Consider the following 17404-nt stretch of genomic DNA (forward strand, 5'->3'; position numbering starts at 1 on the left):
CTGCCGCTAACCGTCTACACCCTCCTCTCATAATTGTTTTTATTTGCAAATATTTATCCACTTTACATTCCAACACAGGGTGTGACCGCTAACCGGCAGTACGTTTCTCAGACATCGGCTGTTTCATTTGTGCAAATTACATTGAAATCAGTTTTATATTAGCTAAGTATATGTAAAACAATATTTTTATATAATTATTGGGGGTGATACCAGTAAGCCTGCTTAAGAGGAGTGAGATGGTGAAGTGGGGAGATAGAGCTAAGTGCTAAGTTTTAAGTACCATGGTCAACTTTGGTTATTTCGCTGGACATAGCATTTAACCACTACTACCTCAAATACCTTTGGAAGGATTAAATTTATTAAATTGTTTGAAAACCTTAAATCAGTTTTATCAGAACTGTCAGTGTAATTCCGGAAACAAAAGTTGTTACAAAAATAATTGCAGACATGAGGTGAGGCGACCTGTTAAACCTGATTGCATAAAGCAGGGTGAGCACGGCAACAGGACCGGAAGTCTGTAAAAGGGCTACATTTTGTTCGAGAGAGTGGATATTTAACATTTTAAGCATCAAGAAAGCAAGTACAGGAGATACTATGAGGCGTAGAAATGTGGCAATTCCTATAACTTTGATAAAACCGAACTCTATTTTTATTGAAGAAAGCTGTAAGCCGAGTACAAAAATCATCATGGGAATTGCAGCCTGACTGACCAGAGCAAGACTTTTGTCTATGCTTGAAGGCAAGTTGATTCCCATAAAGTTAAGCAGGAGTGCGGCTATCATTCCATGAAAAATAGGTATTTTAAGGATATCTATCAAAATGTCAGGAATCCTGGATTTATCGCTGCTGATATAAATAGCAATTGTGCTTAGTGGGATACTGAAAGCTATAAAATATATTATTGAATATACTTTAGCATCTGTTCCGTATGTGAAAAAAATCAAAGGCAGGCCGAAATTACCTGTATTCATCATGGAAGCTGCAAGGACTAATGGTATTTTCTGAGAAGAATTCAGTCTGAATATGTAATAACAGCCATAAGCAGCTGCCATTAATCCGAAAGTCAGTAGAAATGCAAAAATTATCGGCAGGATTAGAGCTTCTGGACTGATGTTATACTTTACAAGTGCTTCAAAGGTCATTATTGGTGCCAGGACTGTTAGTGTAATATTTGCTATATCCTTGATATTGGGTTTGAAAATTCTGTAATAGATAAATGCAATTGAAAGTATAAGAAATATAGGCAGTATCGATTTATTAAAAATCAGTAAAAATTCCATTTAAAATCCTTGGCAGCTAAGAATAAAGCTTTTTTCTATTATATTCATATTAATAGAAAATTTATCATTTTACCAGTACAATGTGAATAGGCAGTTATGCGTGATAAGGGAAGTAGTGAAGTGGTGTATTAGTTACTTGGCGTCCTCCCATTTTTTTAGAAAACTATATCAATATTGGGATTTTCACTCATATTCGAGATCGAAACTCGTAACTACTGCCAGTAACCGCCTATACCCTCCTCTCATAATTGTTCTTATAAGCAAAACTTATTCAATTAAAAGATTTATTCACAGGGTATGATCGGTAACTGGCAGTATGTTTCTCAGACATCGATCTCTTCATTCGTGAATATCCCAATATCTATATAAAGTATTGCCAAATATTTTAAATGCAAAAAACTTGGGAAGCCGCCAATAATTCTCTCTTGACTTATATTCAAAATGTATTATTAATACCCCTACAGGGTATATGTATTGGAGGATATGATGAGTGAAAATAAAGGAAAAGAATATACAATAAAAATAAATGGGATGACCTGTGCTGCGTGCTCCAGCCGTATAGAGAAAAAATTATCAAAAAAAGATGGCTTTGGAAATGTTGCTGTGAATCTGCAGACTGAGAAAGCAAAGATAGCTACATATGGAAATGCTTCTGTAAATGATGCTGTAAAGATTATAGAGGATTTGGGTTATGGTGTGGAAAAGAAAAGTGTTGAGCTTAGTGTCAAAGGGATGACATGCGCTGCCTGTTCCAGCCGAATAGAGAAAAAATTGAATAAAATGAGCGGAGTGCTTAGTGCCACTGTTAATCTGACTACAGAAAAGGCCTCTGTGGAATATATTGACGGTTTACTGGATGTGCAAGATTTTCTCGAAACCATTGATTCGCTGGGATACCAGGCTTTTACTCAGGAAGATGGTGAAAAAAGTGAAGGAAAGGGATTTACAGAAGGGCAGAAACAGCTTTTCAAATTTATATTTTCCGCCGTTTTTTCGTTTCCTTTGCTGTTGGGGATGGTGCTTAATCTGTTTTCCATAAAGTTTGCCGGCGGTTTGTTAACAAAACCGCTTGTGCAGATTATTCTGGCAACACCCGTTCAGTTTTACGCCGGCTGGCAGTTTTATAAAGGTGCCTATAAAAATTTAAAACACTTAACGGCTAATATGGATGTTTTGGTTGCAATGGGAACTTCTGCGGCCTATTTCTACAGTGTTTATAATATATTTGCCGGCGGACATTTGTATTTTGAAACATCAGCTATTCTTATAACACTTATACTTCTCGGTAAATATCTGGAAGCAAGGGCAAAAGAAAAGACATCCGATGCCATCGAGAAACTTATGAACCTTGCGCCTCAAAAGGCAAGAATTCTCCGGCAGGGCGAGACTATGGAGGTTCCCGTTGAGGAAGTTGTGCCGGGAGATACGGTTATTGTTAAAGCCGGAGAAAAGCTCCCTGTGGACGGTGAAATTACTGAAGGCTCCCCCACCATAGATGAGTCGATGCTCACCGGTGAAAGTATTCCTGCAGAAAGAAAAGAGGGTGATGAGGTTTTCTGCGGCACTATTAATAAATTTAAGCCTTTCCGATACAAAGCTACCAAAGTGGGGGAGGATACCACCCTTTCTCAGATTATAAAAATTGTGGAAGATGCCCAAAGTTCCAAAGCACCGATTCAACGGTTTGCCGATATTATCTCAGGATATTTTGTTCCGGCGGTTATAGCGGTAGCTGTTTTGACTTTTGTTATATGGTACTTTTTTATAAGCGGCGGCAATGTGGAAGCGTCCCTTATGCCTACTATAGCTGTTCTGGTGATTGCCTGTCCGTGTGCACTTGGCCTGGCAACACCTACATCCATAATGGTTGGAACAGGAAAAGGCGCGGAAAATGGGATTCTTTTTAAAGGCGGAGCATATCTTGAACAGCTTGGAAATGTAAATGCCTTCTGTTTTGACAAAACGGGAACGCTTACAGAGGGAAAACCTTCTGTAAAGTCAGTAGAGGTTCTCACAGAAGAATACAGCGAAGAAGATATTATTAAAATAACTGCATCATTGGAAAATCATTCGGAGCATCCTCTTGCCGCCTCCATTGTTCAGTATTATGGAGAATCAGGCGATTTGCTGAATGCTTCGGATATTGAAACTGTACCAGGTGGAGGTGTCAGAGGCAAAATTGGAGAAAAAAACGTTTTAGTGGGAAGCCCTGGTTTTATCGAACAAAACCTTAATATTGATGAGAGCGATAAACAACGTATTGCGGATCTTCAGGGAGAAGGACAGACAGTTGTGGTTGTGCTGATAGATGATAAAGTTTCAGGACTTATAGGTATTGCGGATACAATCAGAAAGGATGCCAAAGAGGTTGTCGGGAAACTAAAATCTGAAGGTATTAAAGTTTATATGATTACCGGAGATAACAGGAGAACTGCAAATAAAATTGCTGAATTACTTGGTATTGATGAAGTATTGGCTGAAGTAAAACCTTCGGACAAAGCGGACAAAATAAAACAGCTGCAATCTGAAGGCTACAAGGTTGCAATGGCTGGAGACGGGATTAATGACGCTCCTGCTCTTGCTACAAGTGACCTGGGAATTGCAGTTGGCAGCGGCTCAGATGTTGCAGTGGAAACGGGTGATATCACCATAATGAGTGATAATCTAATGAATGTATACAAAGCGGTCAGTCTCAGCAGAGCCACTATAAAAAATATAAAGCAGAATCTTTTCTGGGCACTTATTTATAATACATTAGGAATACCGGTGGCTGCTTTCGGTTTTCTTAATCCTGTTATAGCAGGTGGTGCTATGGCTTTCAGCTCTGTGTCTGTGGTTTCTAATGCGCTGCGGCTTAAGAAGTGGCGTTTTGAATAAAACAATAACGCAAGAAGGAGGAAATTATGAAAGATGTAACTATCGAGGTAAGAGGCATGACTTGTGGTCATTGCAAAATGGCTGTGGAAGGGGAAATTAATGGATTGAAAGGTGTTGACTCTGCAGTGGTTGATCTGGATGCCGGGAATGTTAAGGTTTCATTTGATGAAACGAGTGTAACTATGGATGATATTTACGATGCAATCGATGAAGCGGGATACGAACCTGTAAAATAATAGCGAGGTTAATGATGGAAAATGCAAGCTGTTCAATTAAGCACGGAAATTCTCTGGACAGGCTGAAAAGGATCGAAGGTCAAACTAAAGGTATTGTAAAGATGGTGGAACAGGATAAATACTGTATAGACATCATTAACCAGATTTCAGCCGTTAAAGGTGCTCTTAATCAGGTTGCACTGTTAATTCTTCAGAATCATGTCGAGAGCTGTGTTTCAGAAGCTGTCAAAAATGCTGATGAGCAAGAAAAAGAAGAAAAAATAGAAGAGCTTATTGATACGGTAAAAAAATTTGTGAAATAAGAAAGCGGGGAAATTCCCCGCTTTGTTTAAAGTCCCAAAACATCAAACATTGAGTATAAACCCGGTTTGCATCCGTTAAGCCATTTTGCAGCAGTAACAGCTCCTTTTGCAAAAGTGTCCCGTGAAGAGGCCTTGTGAGTAATTTCTATTCTTTCACCGGCTCCGCAGAACATTGCAGTATGTTCACCAACGATGTCACCGCCTCTGATTGTCTGTATACCTATTTCTTTATCCGATCTCTCGCCAATTAGCCCGCGTCTGCAGAAGACAGCGTCTCTGTCTAGATTTCTCTTTAGTTTATTTGCAATAATTTCCGCCATTTTCATTGCTGTTCCGCTTGGAGCGTCTTTTTTCATCCTGTGATGAGCCTCTATGATTTCTATATCAAAATCTTCCCCTATAGCACCGGTAACCATTTCAAGGATTTTAAATGTGAGGTTGACCCCAAGGCTCATGTTAGGAGCAAAAACTACAGGAATAGATTTTGCAAGGTTTTCTATTGCAGCTGTTTCATTTTTATCGAAGCCAGTGCTTCCTATAACCAGAGGGACACCGGCTTGTCTGTATTTATCCAGATTACTTAGGGTAACTGCAGCTCCTGTGAAATCTATTGCAACATCCGAGTCGGAAATCTTAAGTAAATCATCAATTATATCTACATTGAGCTTACCGCATCCGGCAAGTTCACCTATATCCTGCCCCAAAAAAGGAGAATCGGGGCCTTCCACTGCGGCTGTCAAAGATGCAGAAGGATCCTCGCTTATCAGGTAAGTTATGCGCTTGCCCATCCTTCCGGCTGCGCCAACCATTGCGATGTTTGTATTACTCATTCTTCACCCCTTCCTAATGTTTCAAGTCAAGATTTAAGTCTATTAATATCTGCCTTAAACGTTCTGTATTTTCCGGTGTCATTTCCACAAGAGGCAGTCTGATTTCGTTCTCAATCATTCCCATAAGATAAAGGGCTTTTTTAACAGGAATAGGGTTTGTTTCAAAAAATAATCCCTTAAAAAGGTTAAAAAGTTTGTAATGTATTTTTCTTGCAGCTATAAAGTCATTTTTGGCAAAACTTTCACACATCTGCGACATCATGCCGGGGACAATGTTTGTAGATACGGATATTACCCCGTCTCCACCGAGACAGAGCAGCGGAAATGTCATTGAATCCTCACCGCTGAGCAGAACAAAATCTTCATCAGTATTTTCTATTATCTGTGCCGCCTGTTCAAGAGATGCACTGGCTTCTTTTATGCCGACAATATTTTTAATTTTGGATAAAGCTATAACAGTATCCGGAAGCATGTTAACAGCTGTCCTGCCGGGTACATTATACAGGACAACCGGTATATCTACATTCTCTGCAACATGTTTAAAATGTTCATAAAGCCCTTTCTGAGTAGGTTTATTATAATATGGAGTGATAACCAGTGCGGCATCGGCTCCTGCCTCTTTTGCGTGTTTGGCAAGGAACACCGTTTCGTGAGTACTGTTAGAACCGGCACCGGCGATAACAGGAACTCTGCCGTTAACCTGGTCTATAACGATATCTATAACTTTGCAGTGCTCATCATAAGTCAGTGTCGCTGATTCACCGGTCGTACCACAGGGTACTATACCTTTTGTGCCGTTTGAAATTTGAAATTCCACCAGCTCTCTCAGTCTTTCTTCATCTACGTTTCCGTTTTTTAACGGAGTAACGGTCGCGACAATACTGCCCTTAAACATAAAATCCTCCTGCATTATTCATAATCATAAGCCTCTTTGTTTAAAACCCCTTGGTAAATTATTCTGGCTTCCCCTTCAAGGAAAAAGTTGTTGTCCTGTTTATGAATTGTCAAGGTAGCACCACTTCTTGTTTTTATCTTTACAGGAAAATTTATATTTTCGCAAGCATTTGCGGTAATTGCAACGGCAACTGCGCCGGTTCCGCAGGCTAATGTTTCTCCTTCCACACCCCTTTCATATGTTCTCATTGCAACTGTTGAATCATCTGTGATTTCGTAAAAATTGACATTTGTGCCTGCGGGGCTGTATTTATCGTGGAAACGTATCTTTCTTCCGGTTTCGATTAAAGATTCATTGGCAATATTTTCAGATTTAATTATAACATGCGGAACGCCGGTATTAACACTTGAGACTTCCAACCATTTTTTGTCTATTTCTATTGAATAATTGAAAATTGCGTCCAACGGGGGGGTCATAAGAACCTTGACGCTATTGTCATCTATAATTTCCGCTTTAATTTTTCCGGCTAAGGTTTCAAAAGTCATGCTCCTGCCCGCTATATCATTGAGATAAGCAAACCTTGCAGCACATCTGGCTCCGTTGCCGCACATTTCAGCTACTGAACCGTCTGAATTATAAAACAGCCACTTAAAATCATCTTCCTCAGAGCTGCATATGAGTATTAATCCGTCAGCTCCCACAGAAAGCTGCCTCTTACACAATTTTTCAGCTAAACCTGAGGCTTTACTTTCAGGGATTGAATTATCCGTGTTATCGATAAGAATAAAATCGTTTCCGCCGCCGCTCATTTTATAAAATTCTGAAATCATTGAAGACTCCAAGATCAGTTATTTTATTACTTTTAAACAATTTTTGGAGATATTAAAAGAGGATTTTTATAGTTTTTCTTCCAATGCAAAATTTTTAGCACACTCTATTTCCTTTATAACTTCATTTTTCAGCTTTGATATGTTTGCCTTAACTTTTGCACTTAATTCCATATCCATTTCAATGTTTTCAACCTGAATACCGTAAAAAACTATTTTTTCCGGCAGATCACCGGAAATTTCCGATGCAAACAAAATGTCTTTCATTCCCATCTGATGGGGGGATAGTTTATTTTGAAATACATAGTCGATATCTTTGCCTTCAATTTTGACAACACTTCCCGGCTCCAGGTCGAGCTGAACGGAATCGATTATAATAAGATAGTCAGACCATTGAATGAAATGCAGTAAGTCCATCCCCAGCGTGCCGCCCTCGACAACTTTAAAATTATCGGAGTTATCGAATTCCTTTTGCAGTTCTTTTGCAGTCAAGGCGCCGGCAGCATCATCGTTCATCAATAAATTGCCTAAACCCAAAACACATATATTCATAAATAACCCATTAAAAAAGCGGATGCGAACACCCGCTTTTTATTATTAATCTGTTCTCTTAGGTTTCCACCCGGAAAATATGGAGCTGATTTCACCGGATTGAGTTTTGAAGTCAAATAACACTGCACTGTAAATATGGTTAATTACAAAACCACCTATAAGAAACATTACCAGATAGTGGAAAAACCTGATCCATTGATTACTGATAAGTGGAAAAATCCAGCCGGTCAATGAGTACATAAGACCGTTCGGATTAACCTGAGCCCACAATGCGAAACCAGTGAATACCTGCAGCACAAAAAGCACGAAAATAATAATATAGGCAATGAGAGCCACTGGGTTATGTCCCAAAGTATGGGGTGTCTTTTTTCCTGTGAATGTATAGTATCTGATGTAGGAGATAAGTACATAGCGGGCATTTCTGTTAAACAGATTCAAGCTCTTTAAGCATTTCCAGCTGGAGTAACGGTTCCCCACTAAGAGCCAGAAAATTCTCAAAAGTACACTTATGGCAAAGATAGTTCCGGTAAGATAATGTATATATCTTACTGTACCCATCACATAAGCACTTGTTGACGTAGGGGAACTTATGAACGGGTTGTGTATATAGTATCCTGTAAAAGAGAGAATTATTATACAGAGAAAATTGATCCAGTGGCTTATTCTAAGCGGCCCTTCCCATACATATACCATTTTTTCTACGGGAGAAGTGTGTGCGCTCATAATGTCCTCCTAAAGAACCTTTACTTTTGACTTCAAATCGCCCTTGTCGTCATAAACATGGACTGCGCAGGCAAGGCAGGGGTCAAAAGAGTGTATGGTTCTGAGAATTTCAAGAGGTTTTTCAGGGTCCGCAACAGGTGTCCCTATCAGCGATTCTTCGTATTGTCCCCTGGTACCTTTAGCGTCACGCGGACCTGCATTCCAGGTACTCGGTACAACTGCCTGATAATTTTTTATAGCTCCATCGTTAATTACAATCCAGTGACCGAGTGCCCCTCTCGGAGCTTCATGCCAACCATAACCCTTTGCATTTGCAGGCCATGATTCAGGATCCCACTTGGTGTCATTTTGTGTTTCATAATCGCCTGTGTTGATATTTTTAACAAGCATATTGATCCATTTTGGTAATCTTTCTACAGTAATAAGTGTTTCTATACCTCTTGCAGCTGTTCGTCCGAGAGTTGAAAAAAGTACTTCCGGTCCTGCATTCAGCTTATTTAAAACATAATCAACTGTAGACTTAATCTCTTTCTGCCCTTTAGCATAGCCTACAATCATTCTTGCAAGCGGTCCCACTTCCATCGGTGTATCATCGTATCTTGGTGCCTTGACCCAGGAATATTTTTCATCAGTATTCAAATAATCGTAAGGCGGCTTTGGGCCGGTGTAATTTGCTTCCTGTTCTCCGTTATAAGGGTGTTTGGGCTTCTCATCGCCGCCGGTGTAGGTGTACCATGAATGAGTTACATACTCTTCGATTTTCTTTTCATCCACATTCATGACGTTTCCTATATCACCACCTTTTACTATTCCCGAAGGCATCCATAATTCATTCGGGTATCCTGCCCTTGATTCCGGATACTCTCCGTAACTTAGGTAATTTAAGTGACCTCCGCCGTATTTTGCCCATTCAAGATAAAAGGGTGCAATTGCTAAAAGGTCGGGTATATATACCTGCTTAACAAATTCATCAGCCATGTTTACGTATTTGTTTATTTGGGCTATTTTATCTGCATTCAGAGCGTTTTGGCTGTTGGGATCCACAGGTATAGCCATCCCGCCTACAAGGAATGTTTGCGGATGGGGATTTTTTGAACCGAGTATTGCATGGATTTTTATGATTTCTTTTTGCAGATTAAGTGCTTCAAGATAGTGGGCAACTGCCATCAGGTTTGCTTCCGGAGGAAGTTTCATTGCCGGATGCCCCCAATATCCGTTTGTAAAGGGTCCGAGCCTGCCGGTATTGGCAAAAGCGGCTAACTTGTCTTTGACTGACTGGAAATAATCGGCACTGGAATATTTCCAGTTGGATATCGACTGCTGCAGCGAAGCTGTTTTTTTGGGATCCGCTTTCAGAGCGGAAACAATATCTACCCAGTCAAGAGCATGAAGATGGTAAAAATGAATTATATGATCCTGGACATTCTGTATACCGATAATGATATTTCGAATCATTTCCGCATTAAAAGGAATCTTAATACCAAGGGCATTTTCAACAGCCCTTATGGATGCTATGGAGTGAACGGTTGTGCATACTCCGCAGAACCTTTGTGTGAAATACCATGCATCCCTGGGGTCTCTGTTTTTAAGAATTTTTTCAACCCCTCTGTACATTGTTGAGCTTGACCAGGCATTGACAATTTTGCCGTTTTCCACCTGTGCTTCAATCCTTAAGTGACCTTCTATTCTGGTAATCGGATCTACAACAATTTTATTAGCCATAATTTAAACCCCTCGATTATTATTTTTCATCTTCATCAGTATCTATAGACTCAACTTCCTGTACAAGGCCGCGGTTTCTGATTGCCGATATTATACCGTGGGCACCAAAAACCACTGCTGAGATACCTACCACAGCAGTTCCTATCTTTGTTGCAGTAGCTTCAACACCAAAACCGGGGACGTTGGGCAGCCGGTGATAGAAAGGTGTCATAGTATCCCAGAAACCCGGCTCACTGCAGCCAACACATCCGTGTCCTGACTGAACCGGCCAGCTGGTGCCGCCGTTCCACCTAACGGTGGGGCAGTTGTGAAATGTTTCAGGACCTTTGCATCCCATTTTGTATAAACACCAGCCCTGTTTATGCCCGTAATCATCCCATGTTTCAACATATTGACCTGCGTCAAAGTGTGCTCTTCTTTCACAGTTATCGTGAATTCTTTTACCGTAGCCAAATTTAGGTCGGTTAAACTGATCCATTGCCGGAGGGGCACCGAAAAGCAGATAATGTACTATAGTGCCGTTAAGATTATCAACGTTCATCGGGCATCCCGGGAGATTTATCACAGTTTTGCCGGGCAGAAGTTCCTGAACGGATTTCGCATCGGTTGGGTTGGGATAAGCTGCAGGAAGTCCACCGAATGTAGCACAGGTGCCGACAGCTATTATAAATGCTGCATTTCCGCCTATCTTATTTAGAATATCCACTGCAGATTTGCCGCCAACTGTGCAGAATGCTCCATCTGCTCCGGTGGGTATGGAACCCTCAACAACACAAATGTATTTGCCTTTATATTTTTCGAATGTACTTTCTTTAGCTGCTTCTGCCTGGTGACCTGCAGCAGCCATAATAGTCTCATGGTAGTCCAGAGAGAGATAGTCGAGAACCAGTTGAGCGGCAGTGGGCGCGGATGCCCGCAATAAAGATTCCGTATCACCGGCACAATCCTGGAATTCCAGCCATATAACCGGCGGCCGGTTGTCGCTTTCTATAGCTTCGGCCACTTTAGGTCCGAAAGCAGGAGAGAGAGCGAGTGTTCCACTTAACGCAGTACAGTATTTGAGAAAATCCCGCCTGGAAACACCCAGATATTTCATTTTTTCCGTTATATTCATTTAGAACCCCCATATAATAATAGAGATAAAAACTCTTTATATTATAATACCAAAAACATGATTTGCTTGCAAATAAAATTGTGTTTTTTTATATTTTATCTGACTAAAGGAACAAAAACACAGTTTAAAAAACGTTCTTTAATAATTTCTCCGTTTTGTTTGGTGAAACGGAAAAGTGTCTGGGGGTATGTGCCGACGGGTGCAACCATTATTCCGTTTTCCTTCAACTGTTCAAACAATTTTTCCGGGATCTGCTCTGCAGCAGCAGACAGGATAATTCTGTCATAAGGGGATTGTTCAGAATAACCGTGGAAGCCGCTTTGGGTGATAACTTCAACATTGCTTATACCTGCTTTTTTAAGATTGTTTTCTGCAAATTCAGCAAGCTCTTTTATCACTTCCACAGCGTAAACTTTTTTACATAGCTGTGCTGCAATTGCTGCCTGATAGCCGGAACCTGCTCCGATTTCAAGTACTTTGTCATTGTCTTCTATCCGGGCTGTTTCTGTTATTTTTGCAACCATATACGGCTGGGAAATTGTTTGGCCGAAGCCTATCGAAAGGGGAGTATCCTCATAGGCGTAATCGATGTCTTCCGGGCGCACAAAAAGGTGCCTTTTTACTTTTCTGAAAGCGTCAATAACCCGGGGGTCTCTGATATCCCGGTTTATCAGCTGTGTTTGTATCATTCGTTCTATTTTTAAATCAGCCTCTGCACTGTTCATCCCGTATTCCTTTCAGTCTGGGCAATAGTTTAACCACACTTTCTCTAATCTGCTTCGGAGATTTTTTGTTTATAAGAATTTTGCCGTTTTCCATGACTTTCTTCGTAAGTTTCTTCATTTTTCCGCCGCATTTTTCACAACTTGACAAAGGCTTGTGAAAATGGCTGAACTTCTGATGCAGACAGTTTTCGCATTGATAAAGCTCTTTAAAACCGGAGAATTTACCCTTTTTGCTGAAAGGTTTGCCATTTATTTCCACAATGTCCATGGAAAAATCCATTACTTTGGCGTTTGATATACTTGTGCCGATTCCGAATCCGTCAATAACCTCTGAAAGTTCCGCAATGGAATTTTCATCCAGTCCGCCGCTGGCAAACAGTTTTACATGCTCGTATCCCCTCAGTGCAAGTTCCCACCTGATTTCCTCTGCAATTTTTTTTAAGTTTCCCCTGCGGGATCCGGGAGTATCGATTCTGATGCCCTCCAGCTTTTCCTTTAACAGGCCGGCGACATTAACGGCTTCAAAACGTTCGTCGTTAAAGGTGTCTATTAATGCAATGCGCCCCACCTCAGGTTCGACATGAATGTCAAACAATCTCATTGTTTCTGCAGTGTCGCCGATTTGGAGAATAAGGGCGTGGGGAACTGTTCCGCTTGCTTTTTTATCAACAAGCTTCTCGGTAAACACCACGGAAAAACCGTCACACCCTCCTATATAGGCATATTTGTCTATCATCCCGGAAATTGCAGGGTGAGCCCGTCTTGCTCCAAAGCTCAAAACAGGTTTTTCACCTGCATTAAGTTTACATTTTGACGCTTTGGAAGTGATTCCGGAGGAGTGGCATAAAAAGCCGAGGATTGCCGTCTCATAGACTCCGAAATCCAGATAATTGCCCACCACAGTCATTACAGGACTGTCTTCAAAAAATAAGCTGCCTTCGTCTATGGAATAAATATCCACCGGTTTGTTTTCAAGCAAATCCAGTACGTTGTAAAGTCCGGTGAATATGCCGAAGTCGTACACGTCAGGAAAGCCCTTCTGTGCAACCTCCATAGCCACATTTCTGTTTATACCTTCTTTTTTGAGAATTGTTTCGGAACGTTTGAAATATACATCGGTTGTACTGCCACTTAAAATATCTTCCGGAAAAGCTATGTCAAAATTTTTCATTTAACACCCCTGTTTATGTTTAAGATTAGTAAATAATATTAAGTTGTCAAATATTTTTAAAGGGATGGTTTAAATTGAGAGTTTTATTTCAAAATAATCCCGAATATTTTTAAATTGAATATATCTCTTATGTATTGAATTTAATGCGGCAAACGTTAATATAGTGGTATGCAAAAAATTATTATTTTTACTGATTTGGACGGTACACTTCTGGATCACAAAACCTATTCTTTTGCCGGCGCAGAAGAAGCGCTATCCCTGGTTAAATCAAAAAACATTCCGCTGATTGTTGTTACGAGCAAAACTTCTGCTGAAGTTCATGATGTGCAGGAGCGATTGGGGATATCATATCCTTTCATTGTTGAAAACGGCGGTGCTGTCTTTTTTCCTGAGCAGTTTGCTGATTTTGATTGTTTGGACTGTGAAAAACAAAACAATTACTTTGTAAAAACAGTGGGAGTTGAGAGAGAAGTAATATTAAACTTTTTAGAACCGCTTAAATTTAATTTAAGAATACGGAGCTTTGTGGATTTCAGCGATGATGAATTATCAAAACTGATGGATATGAATATTGAAGAGATACAGAAGAGTAAAAAGCGTGAATTCAGTGAGCCCTTTATTTTTCTGGAGAATGAAGATGAAAACTTTAATTTACTGCAGAAAAAAGCACAGGAAGGCGGGTTTAAAATTTTAAAGGGCGGGCGCTTTTATCATCTGATCGGCCGTTCACAGGACAAGGGGGAAGCTGTTAAAATAGTAAAAAATGCTTACAGGTTAAAAAAGGTCGGCTTTGATAAAAGTATCGGAATCGGTGACAGTATGAATGATTTGGAAATGCTAAAACAGGTGGATATTCCGGTAATAGTGGCAAAGAAAAACGGCACATACGAAAACATTCAACTGCCGGGGTTAATAAAAGCAGGTGCTGCCGGCCCTGAAGGCTGGAACAAGGTGGTATTAAATTATATTTTATAGTATAATTATTTATTTTAAGGAGGATTATGTATGCCCGATTTTTATCAGAACCGACTGATTACTACATTGCAAAAGCTAAAAGACAGGCCTGTTGATGATATTGAGGGTGAAATCGTTAAATTTTCCAGAAGACGTAAAATTGCCCTGTTGCTTCCGGCTTTATATTCCGAATTTGAAAAACCGGCAATGCACAGAATTATAGAGGAATTAAAAAAAGTTTCTTTTATTGAAACGGTTGTGCTTTCCCTTGATCAGGCAAATGAAGCTCAGTTCAGAAAGGTCAGGGAATATATGTCGGTATTGCCTCAAAATGTAAAAATACTGTGGAATCATGGCGAGCGAATACAGAATCTTTATACTGAGCTTATTGATGAGGGATTTCCTCTTAATATTCCGGGCAAGGGGAGAGTAGTCTGGATGGGGATGGGTTATCTTTTAGCTGATTCCAAACATTATGCCATTGCTTTGCATGATTGTGATATTGTTAATTATAAAAGAGAGCTCCTTGCAAGACTTGTTTATCCTGTGGTGCACAGAGGACTTAATTTTGAATTTAACAAAGGTTATTATGCGAGGGTTACGGACAGGCTTTACGGCAGAGTTATGCGGTTGTTTTATACGCCAATTATAAGGGCACTGAAGAAAATTATAGGTTTTGATAATAAATTTTTGGATTATATGGACGGCTTCAGATACGCTCTTTCCGGTGAGTTTGCACTTATCAGGGAGCTTGCAACAGGGATACGAATTTCGCCAACCTGGGGGCTGGAGGTGTCGCTGTTAAGTGAGGTTTATCAAAATACCTCCATTAAACGTATCTCCCAGACAGAGGTCATGGAAACATATGAGCATAAACACAGTGAGCTTTCCAAAGATGACCCCAACAGCGGTCTGCTGAGGATGGCGACGGATATAGCCAAGACACTTTTTAGGATTTTGGCCCAGGACGGCATAACAATGTCCGAAGCTTTTTTCAAGACTCTGTTGGCTACATATTTTCAGGAAGCACGGGGTGCCGTTGAATCCTACAATGCTCTTGCTTTACTGAACGGCCTGCACTTTGACCGGCATAAGGAGATCAGATCTGTTGAAACGTTTGCGGTGGCGATAGAGAATGCGAAAAGGGAGTATATGGAAAATCCCATCGGTGTTAGATTAATTTCTCCATGGGCAAGAGTGGATTCTGCTCTGCCCAATTTTGCTGAAAAACTTATTGAGTGCGTGGAGGCGGATAATTCATAAATGCCGTAATGGGTAGGAGCCGTGATGCGTGATGAGTGATGAGTGATGCGTGAGAGAGTGAGATGGTGAAGTAGTGAAGTAGAGGAGTAGGAGGTAGGGAAATAGTGATTTGTTGGGTAGTGTATTGGTATATTTGTGTACGGCTGTTCTGCTTGCCAGTGTAACGTTAGGCTGGGACAAATGGGGAATACGTAAAGCGTAAAGCGAAACTCTGGATGAGTTACAGTCAATGTTGTTTTGTCACTTTACCATTGCACAAATTAACCAATATACTGTTAGTCTAATTCCCCTAAATCATATTCTCCGGGTTAAAAATATCCTCCAGTTCTTCTTCGCTGAGAATATTTTTTCTCCTGGTTACCTCTTTTACCGTTTCCTTGCTGTTAAATGCTTCGTAAGCAATTTCCGCGGCTTTGTCGTAGCCAATTTTTGCTGCCAGAGGGGTTACTATAGCCATTGACCATTCCACAAGCTCTTTGCACCTTTCCTCATTTGCAGTTATTCCGCTGACACATTTTTCACCGAGATGTTCCGCTGCACCGCTAAGGAGTTTGATTGAGGTAATCAGGTTGTATGCGATTACGGGCATCATTACATTCAAATCCAGAAGCCCGCTGCTTCCAGCTATGCTTATAGTCGAATGCATTCCCATAACCTGGGCTGAAACCTGAATTACTGATTCAGGTATTACAGGGTTCACTTTCCCCGGCATTATTGAGCTTCCCGGCTGAAGAGAAGGAAGTGTAATTTCCTGTATTCCACACCGGGGACCGGAGCTCATGAGGCGCAAGTCATTTGAAATTTTCATCACTCCGGCTGCAAAAGAGTTCAGACTGCCGCTGAAATAAACTATTGCGTCTTTGGATGCAATCCCTTCAAAAAGATTTTCAGCCTGCCGAAAGGATATTCCTGTGAATTCTGATATTTCATTAATTGCCTTTTCAGCAAATTCCGGGTGGGTGTTTAATCCTGTTCCCAAAGCTGTTCCGCCGAGAGGCAGCTCCAAAAGCCATTTTTCTGCTTCTTTTAACCTTGCAAACGCGTTTTTTACCTGCTGTTTATATCCGGAAAATTCCTGACCGAGAGTTACAGGCACGGCATCCATCAAATGAGTTCTGCCGATTTTTATTATGTTTTTAAATTCATTCTCTTTTTTTTCAAGGGCGTTTATAAGCTTTTGCAATTTTTCCATATTTTCTTCTAGTGTCAGGATTGCTGAAATGTGTATAGCTGTGGGGATAACATCATTGCTGGATTGCCCCTTGTTGACATCGTCGTTCGGATGGCAGAGCGATTTGTTTCCCTTTTCACCGCTCATGATTTCGCTCACCCTGTTGGCGATCACTTCATTGACATTCATATTTGTCGAGGTTCCGGAGCCCGTCTGGAACACATCAACAGGAAACTCGGAATCGTGTTTTCCGTTTATAATTTCAAAAGCGGCTTTAATTATTGCGTTTGTTTTTTCATCATCAATAAGTCCAAGTTTATTGTTGGTGGATGCCGCTGCCATCTTTACAATTGCCACGGCCTTTATGAATTCAGAAGGCATTTTCCAGTCACTTATCCGGAAGTTAAGGTTTGCTCTTGCTGTCTGGGCTGCCCAATAGGCATTTTCCGGAACATTCATTTCTCCCATACTGTCTTTTTCAATCCTGTAATTCATAAATCCTCCTGCAGATATAAAAAGTTTTATATACTTACTTCATCTAACGGAATTTATAAATAAATTATAACATATGAGAAAAAAATCATCGGCTAATTTTAAATCATTTTTATAAATGTTGGGTAGTGAAGTGAAGAGGTGGGGAGGTGGACATGCTACAGTTTAGTAGACAGTAAGTTAAGCCAATGCTATAAAAAAAGCAGAGGTGCGAAATGAAGAAACGAAGAGTTTACAGTGAATCTTTTAAGCGAGAAGCTGTAGAATTAT

16 protein-coding genes are annotated in these 17404 nt (G+C 40.5%); 5 read left to right on the forward strand and 11 right to left on the reverse strand.

What is annotated here, in order from left to right; all coding sequences use genetic code 11:
- Positions 1-377: 377 nt before the first annotated feature.
- On the reverse strand, positions 378-1280 hold the full coding sequence (locus UMU13_RS11580) for an AEC family transporter (protein ID WP_273264808.1): 903 nt from the start codon (positions 1278-1280) through the stop codon (positions 378-380).
- A 486-nt stretch (positions 1281-1766) separates the two neighbouring features.
- On the opposite strand from UMU13_RS11580, the gene UMU13_RS11585 reads away from it, so the two are divergent.
- The 3 genes from UMU13_RS11585 to UMU13_RS11595 are packed head-to-tail and all read left to right on the forward strand — an operon-like array spanning position 1767 to position 4695.
- Entirely contained in the window at positions 1767-4157 is a 2391-nt protein-coding gene (locus UMU13_RS11585) for a heavy metal translocating P-type ATPase (protein WP_328219274.1), read from the forward strand.
- A 26-nt stretch (positions 4158-4183) separates the two neighbouring features.
- The gene (copZ, locus tag UMU13_RS11590) at positions 4184-4393 is read left to right on the forward strand and encodes a copper chaperone CopZ (protein ID WP_328219275.1); all 210 of its coding nucleotides are present in this window, start codon (positions 4184-4186) and stop codon (positions 4391-4393) included.
- Between the two features lie 11 nt (positions 4394-4404).
- On the forward strand, positions 4405-4695 hold the full coding sequence (locus tag UMU13_RS11595; RefSeq protein ID WP_328219278.1) for a metal-sensitive transcriptional regulator: 291 nt from the start codon (positions 4405-4407) through the stop codon (positions 4693-4695).
- A 26-nt stretch (positions 4696-4721) separates the two neighbouring features.
- On the opposite strand, the gene dapB is transcribed toward UMU13_RS11595, so the two are convergent.
- The 9 genes from dapB to UMU13_RS11640 form a co-directional block, all read right to left on the reverse strand.
- On the reverse strand, positions 4722-5525 hold the full coding sequence (dapB, locus tag UMU13_RS11600; RefSeq protein ID WP_328219280.1) for a 4-hydroxy-tetrahydrodipicolinate reductase: 804 nt from the start codon (positions 5523-5525) through the stop codon (positions 4722-4724).
- A gap of 13 nt (positions 5526-5538) precedes the next feature.
- Complete coding sequence (dapA, locus tag UMU13_RS11605) at positions 5539-6420, reverse strand: 4-hydroxy-tetrahydrodipicolinate synthase (RefSeq protein ID WP_328219281.1); 882 nt, start codon at positions 6418-6420, stop codon at positions 5539-5541.
- A 14-nt stretch (positions 6421-6434) separates the two neighbouring features.
- Positions 6435-7250, reverse strand: a complete 816-nt coding sequence (gene dapF / locus UMU13_RS11610; RefSeq protein WP_328219282.1) for a diaminopimelate epimerase — start codon at positions 7248-7250, stop codon at positions 6435-6437.
- A 66-nt stretch (positions 7251-7316) separates the two neighbouring features.
- Positions 7317-7799, reverse strand: coding sequence for a HyaD/HybD family hydrogenase maturation endopeptidase (locus tag UMU13_RS11615; RefSeq protein ID WP_303700877.1), 483 nt, complete (start codon positions 7797-7799; stop codon positions 7317-7319).
- Positions 7800-7844: 45 nt separating this feature from the next.
- The gene (gene cybH, locus UMU13_RS11620) at positions 7845-8522 is read right to left on the reverse strand and encodes a Ni/Fe-hydrogenase, b-type cytochrome subunit (protein ID WP_328219284.1); all 678 of its coding nucleotides are present in this window, start codon (positions 8520-8522) and stop codon (positions 7845-7847) included.
- Between the two features lie 9 nt (positions 8523-8531).
- A complete protein-coding gene (locus UMU13_RS11625) occupies positions 8532-10244 on the reverse strand; it encodes a nickel-dependent hydrogenase large subunit (RefSeq protein ID WP_328219285.1) in 1713 nt (570 codons plus the stop codon).
- Between the two features lie 19 nt (positions 10245-10263).
- Complete coding sequence (locus UMU13_RS11630) at positions 10264-11358, reverse strand: hydrogenase small subunit (protein ID WP_328219287.1); 1095 nt, start codon at positions 11356-11358, stop codon at positions 10264-10266.
- 95 nt (positions 11359-11453) lie between these two features.
- Positions 11454-12083: a protein-L-isoaspartate(D-aspartate) O-methyltransferase gene (locus UMU13_RS11635; protein WP_328219289.1), complete on the reverse strand. Its 630-nt coding sequence runs from the start codon at positions 12081-12083 to the stop codon at positions 11454-11456.
- Positions 12064-13254: a nicotinate phosphoribosyltransferase gene (locus UMU13_RS11640; protein ID WP_328219291.1), complete on the reverse strand. Its 1191-nt coding sequence runs from the start codon at positions 13252-13254 to the stop codon at positions 12064-12066. Before UMU13_RS11640 ends, UMU13_RS11635 begins: the two co-directional genes overlap by 20 nt.
- 168 nt (positions 13255-13422) lie before the next feature.
- Between UMU13_RS11640 and UMU13_RS11645 the strand changes: the two genes are divergently transcribed.
- Both UMU13_RS11645 and UMU13_RS11650 read left to right on the forward strand, forming a co-directional pair.
- Positions 13423-14229: an HAD-IIB family hydrolase gene (locus UMU13_RS11645; protein ID WP_328219292.1), complete on the forward strand. Its 807-nt coding sequence runs from the start codon at positions 13423-13425 to the stop codon at positions 14227-14229.
- Between the two features lie 30 nt (positions 14230-14259).
- Complete coding sequence (locus UMU13_RS11650) at positions 14260-15471, forward strand: glycosyl transferase (protein ID WP_328219293.1); 1212 nt, start codon at positions 14260-14262, stop codon at positions 15469-15471.
- Positions 15472-15760: 289 nt separating this feature from the next.
- Here UMU13_RS11650 and UMU13_RS11655 read toward each other — a convergent pair whose 3' ends face one another.
- On the reverse strand, positions 15761-17137 hold the full coding sequence (locus UMU13_RS11655) for a class II fumarate hydratase (protein WP_328219294.1): 1377 nt from the start codon (positions 17135-17137) through the stop codon (positions 15761-15763).
- Positions 17138-17404: the final 267 nt, after the last annotated feature.

Origin of the sequence: Flexistipes sp. (assembly GCF_036172515.1) — a bacterium.
In the GTDB taxonomy this organism is placed as follows: domain Bacteria; phylum Chrysiogenota; class Deferribacteres; order Deferribacterales; family Flexistipitaceae; genus Flexistipes.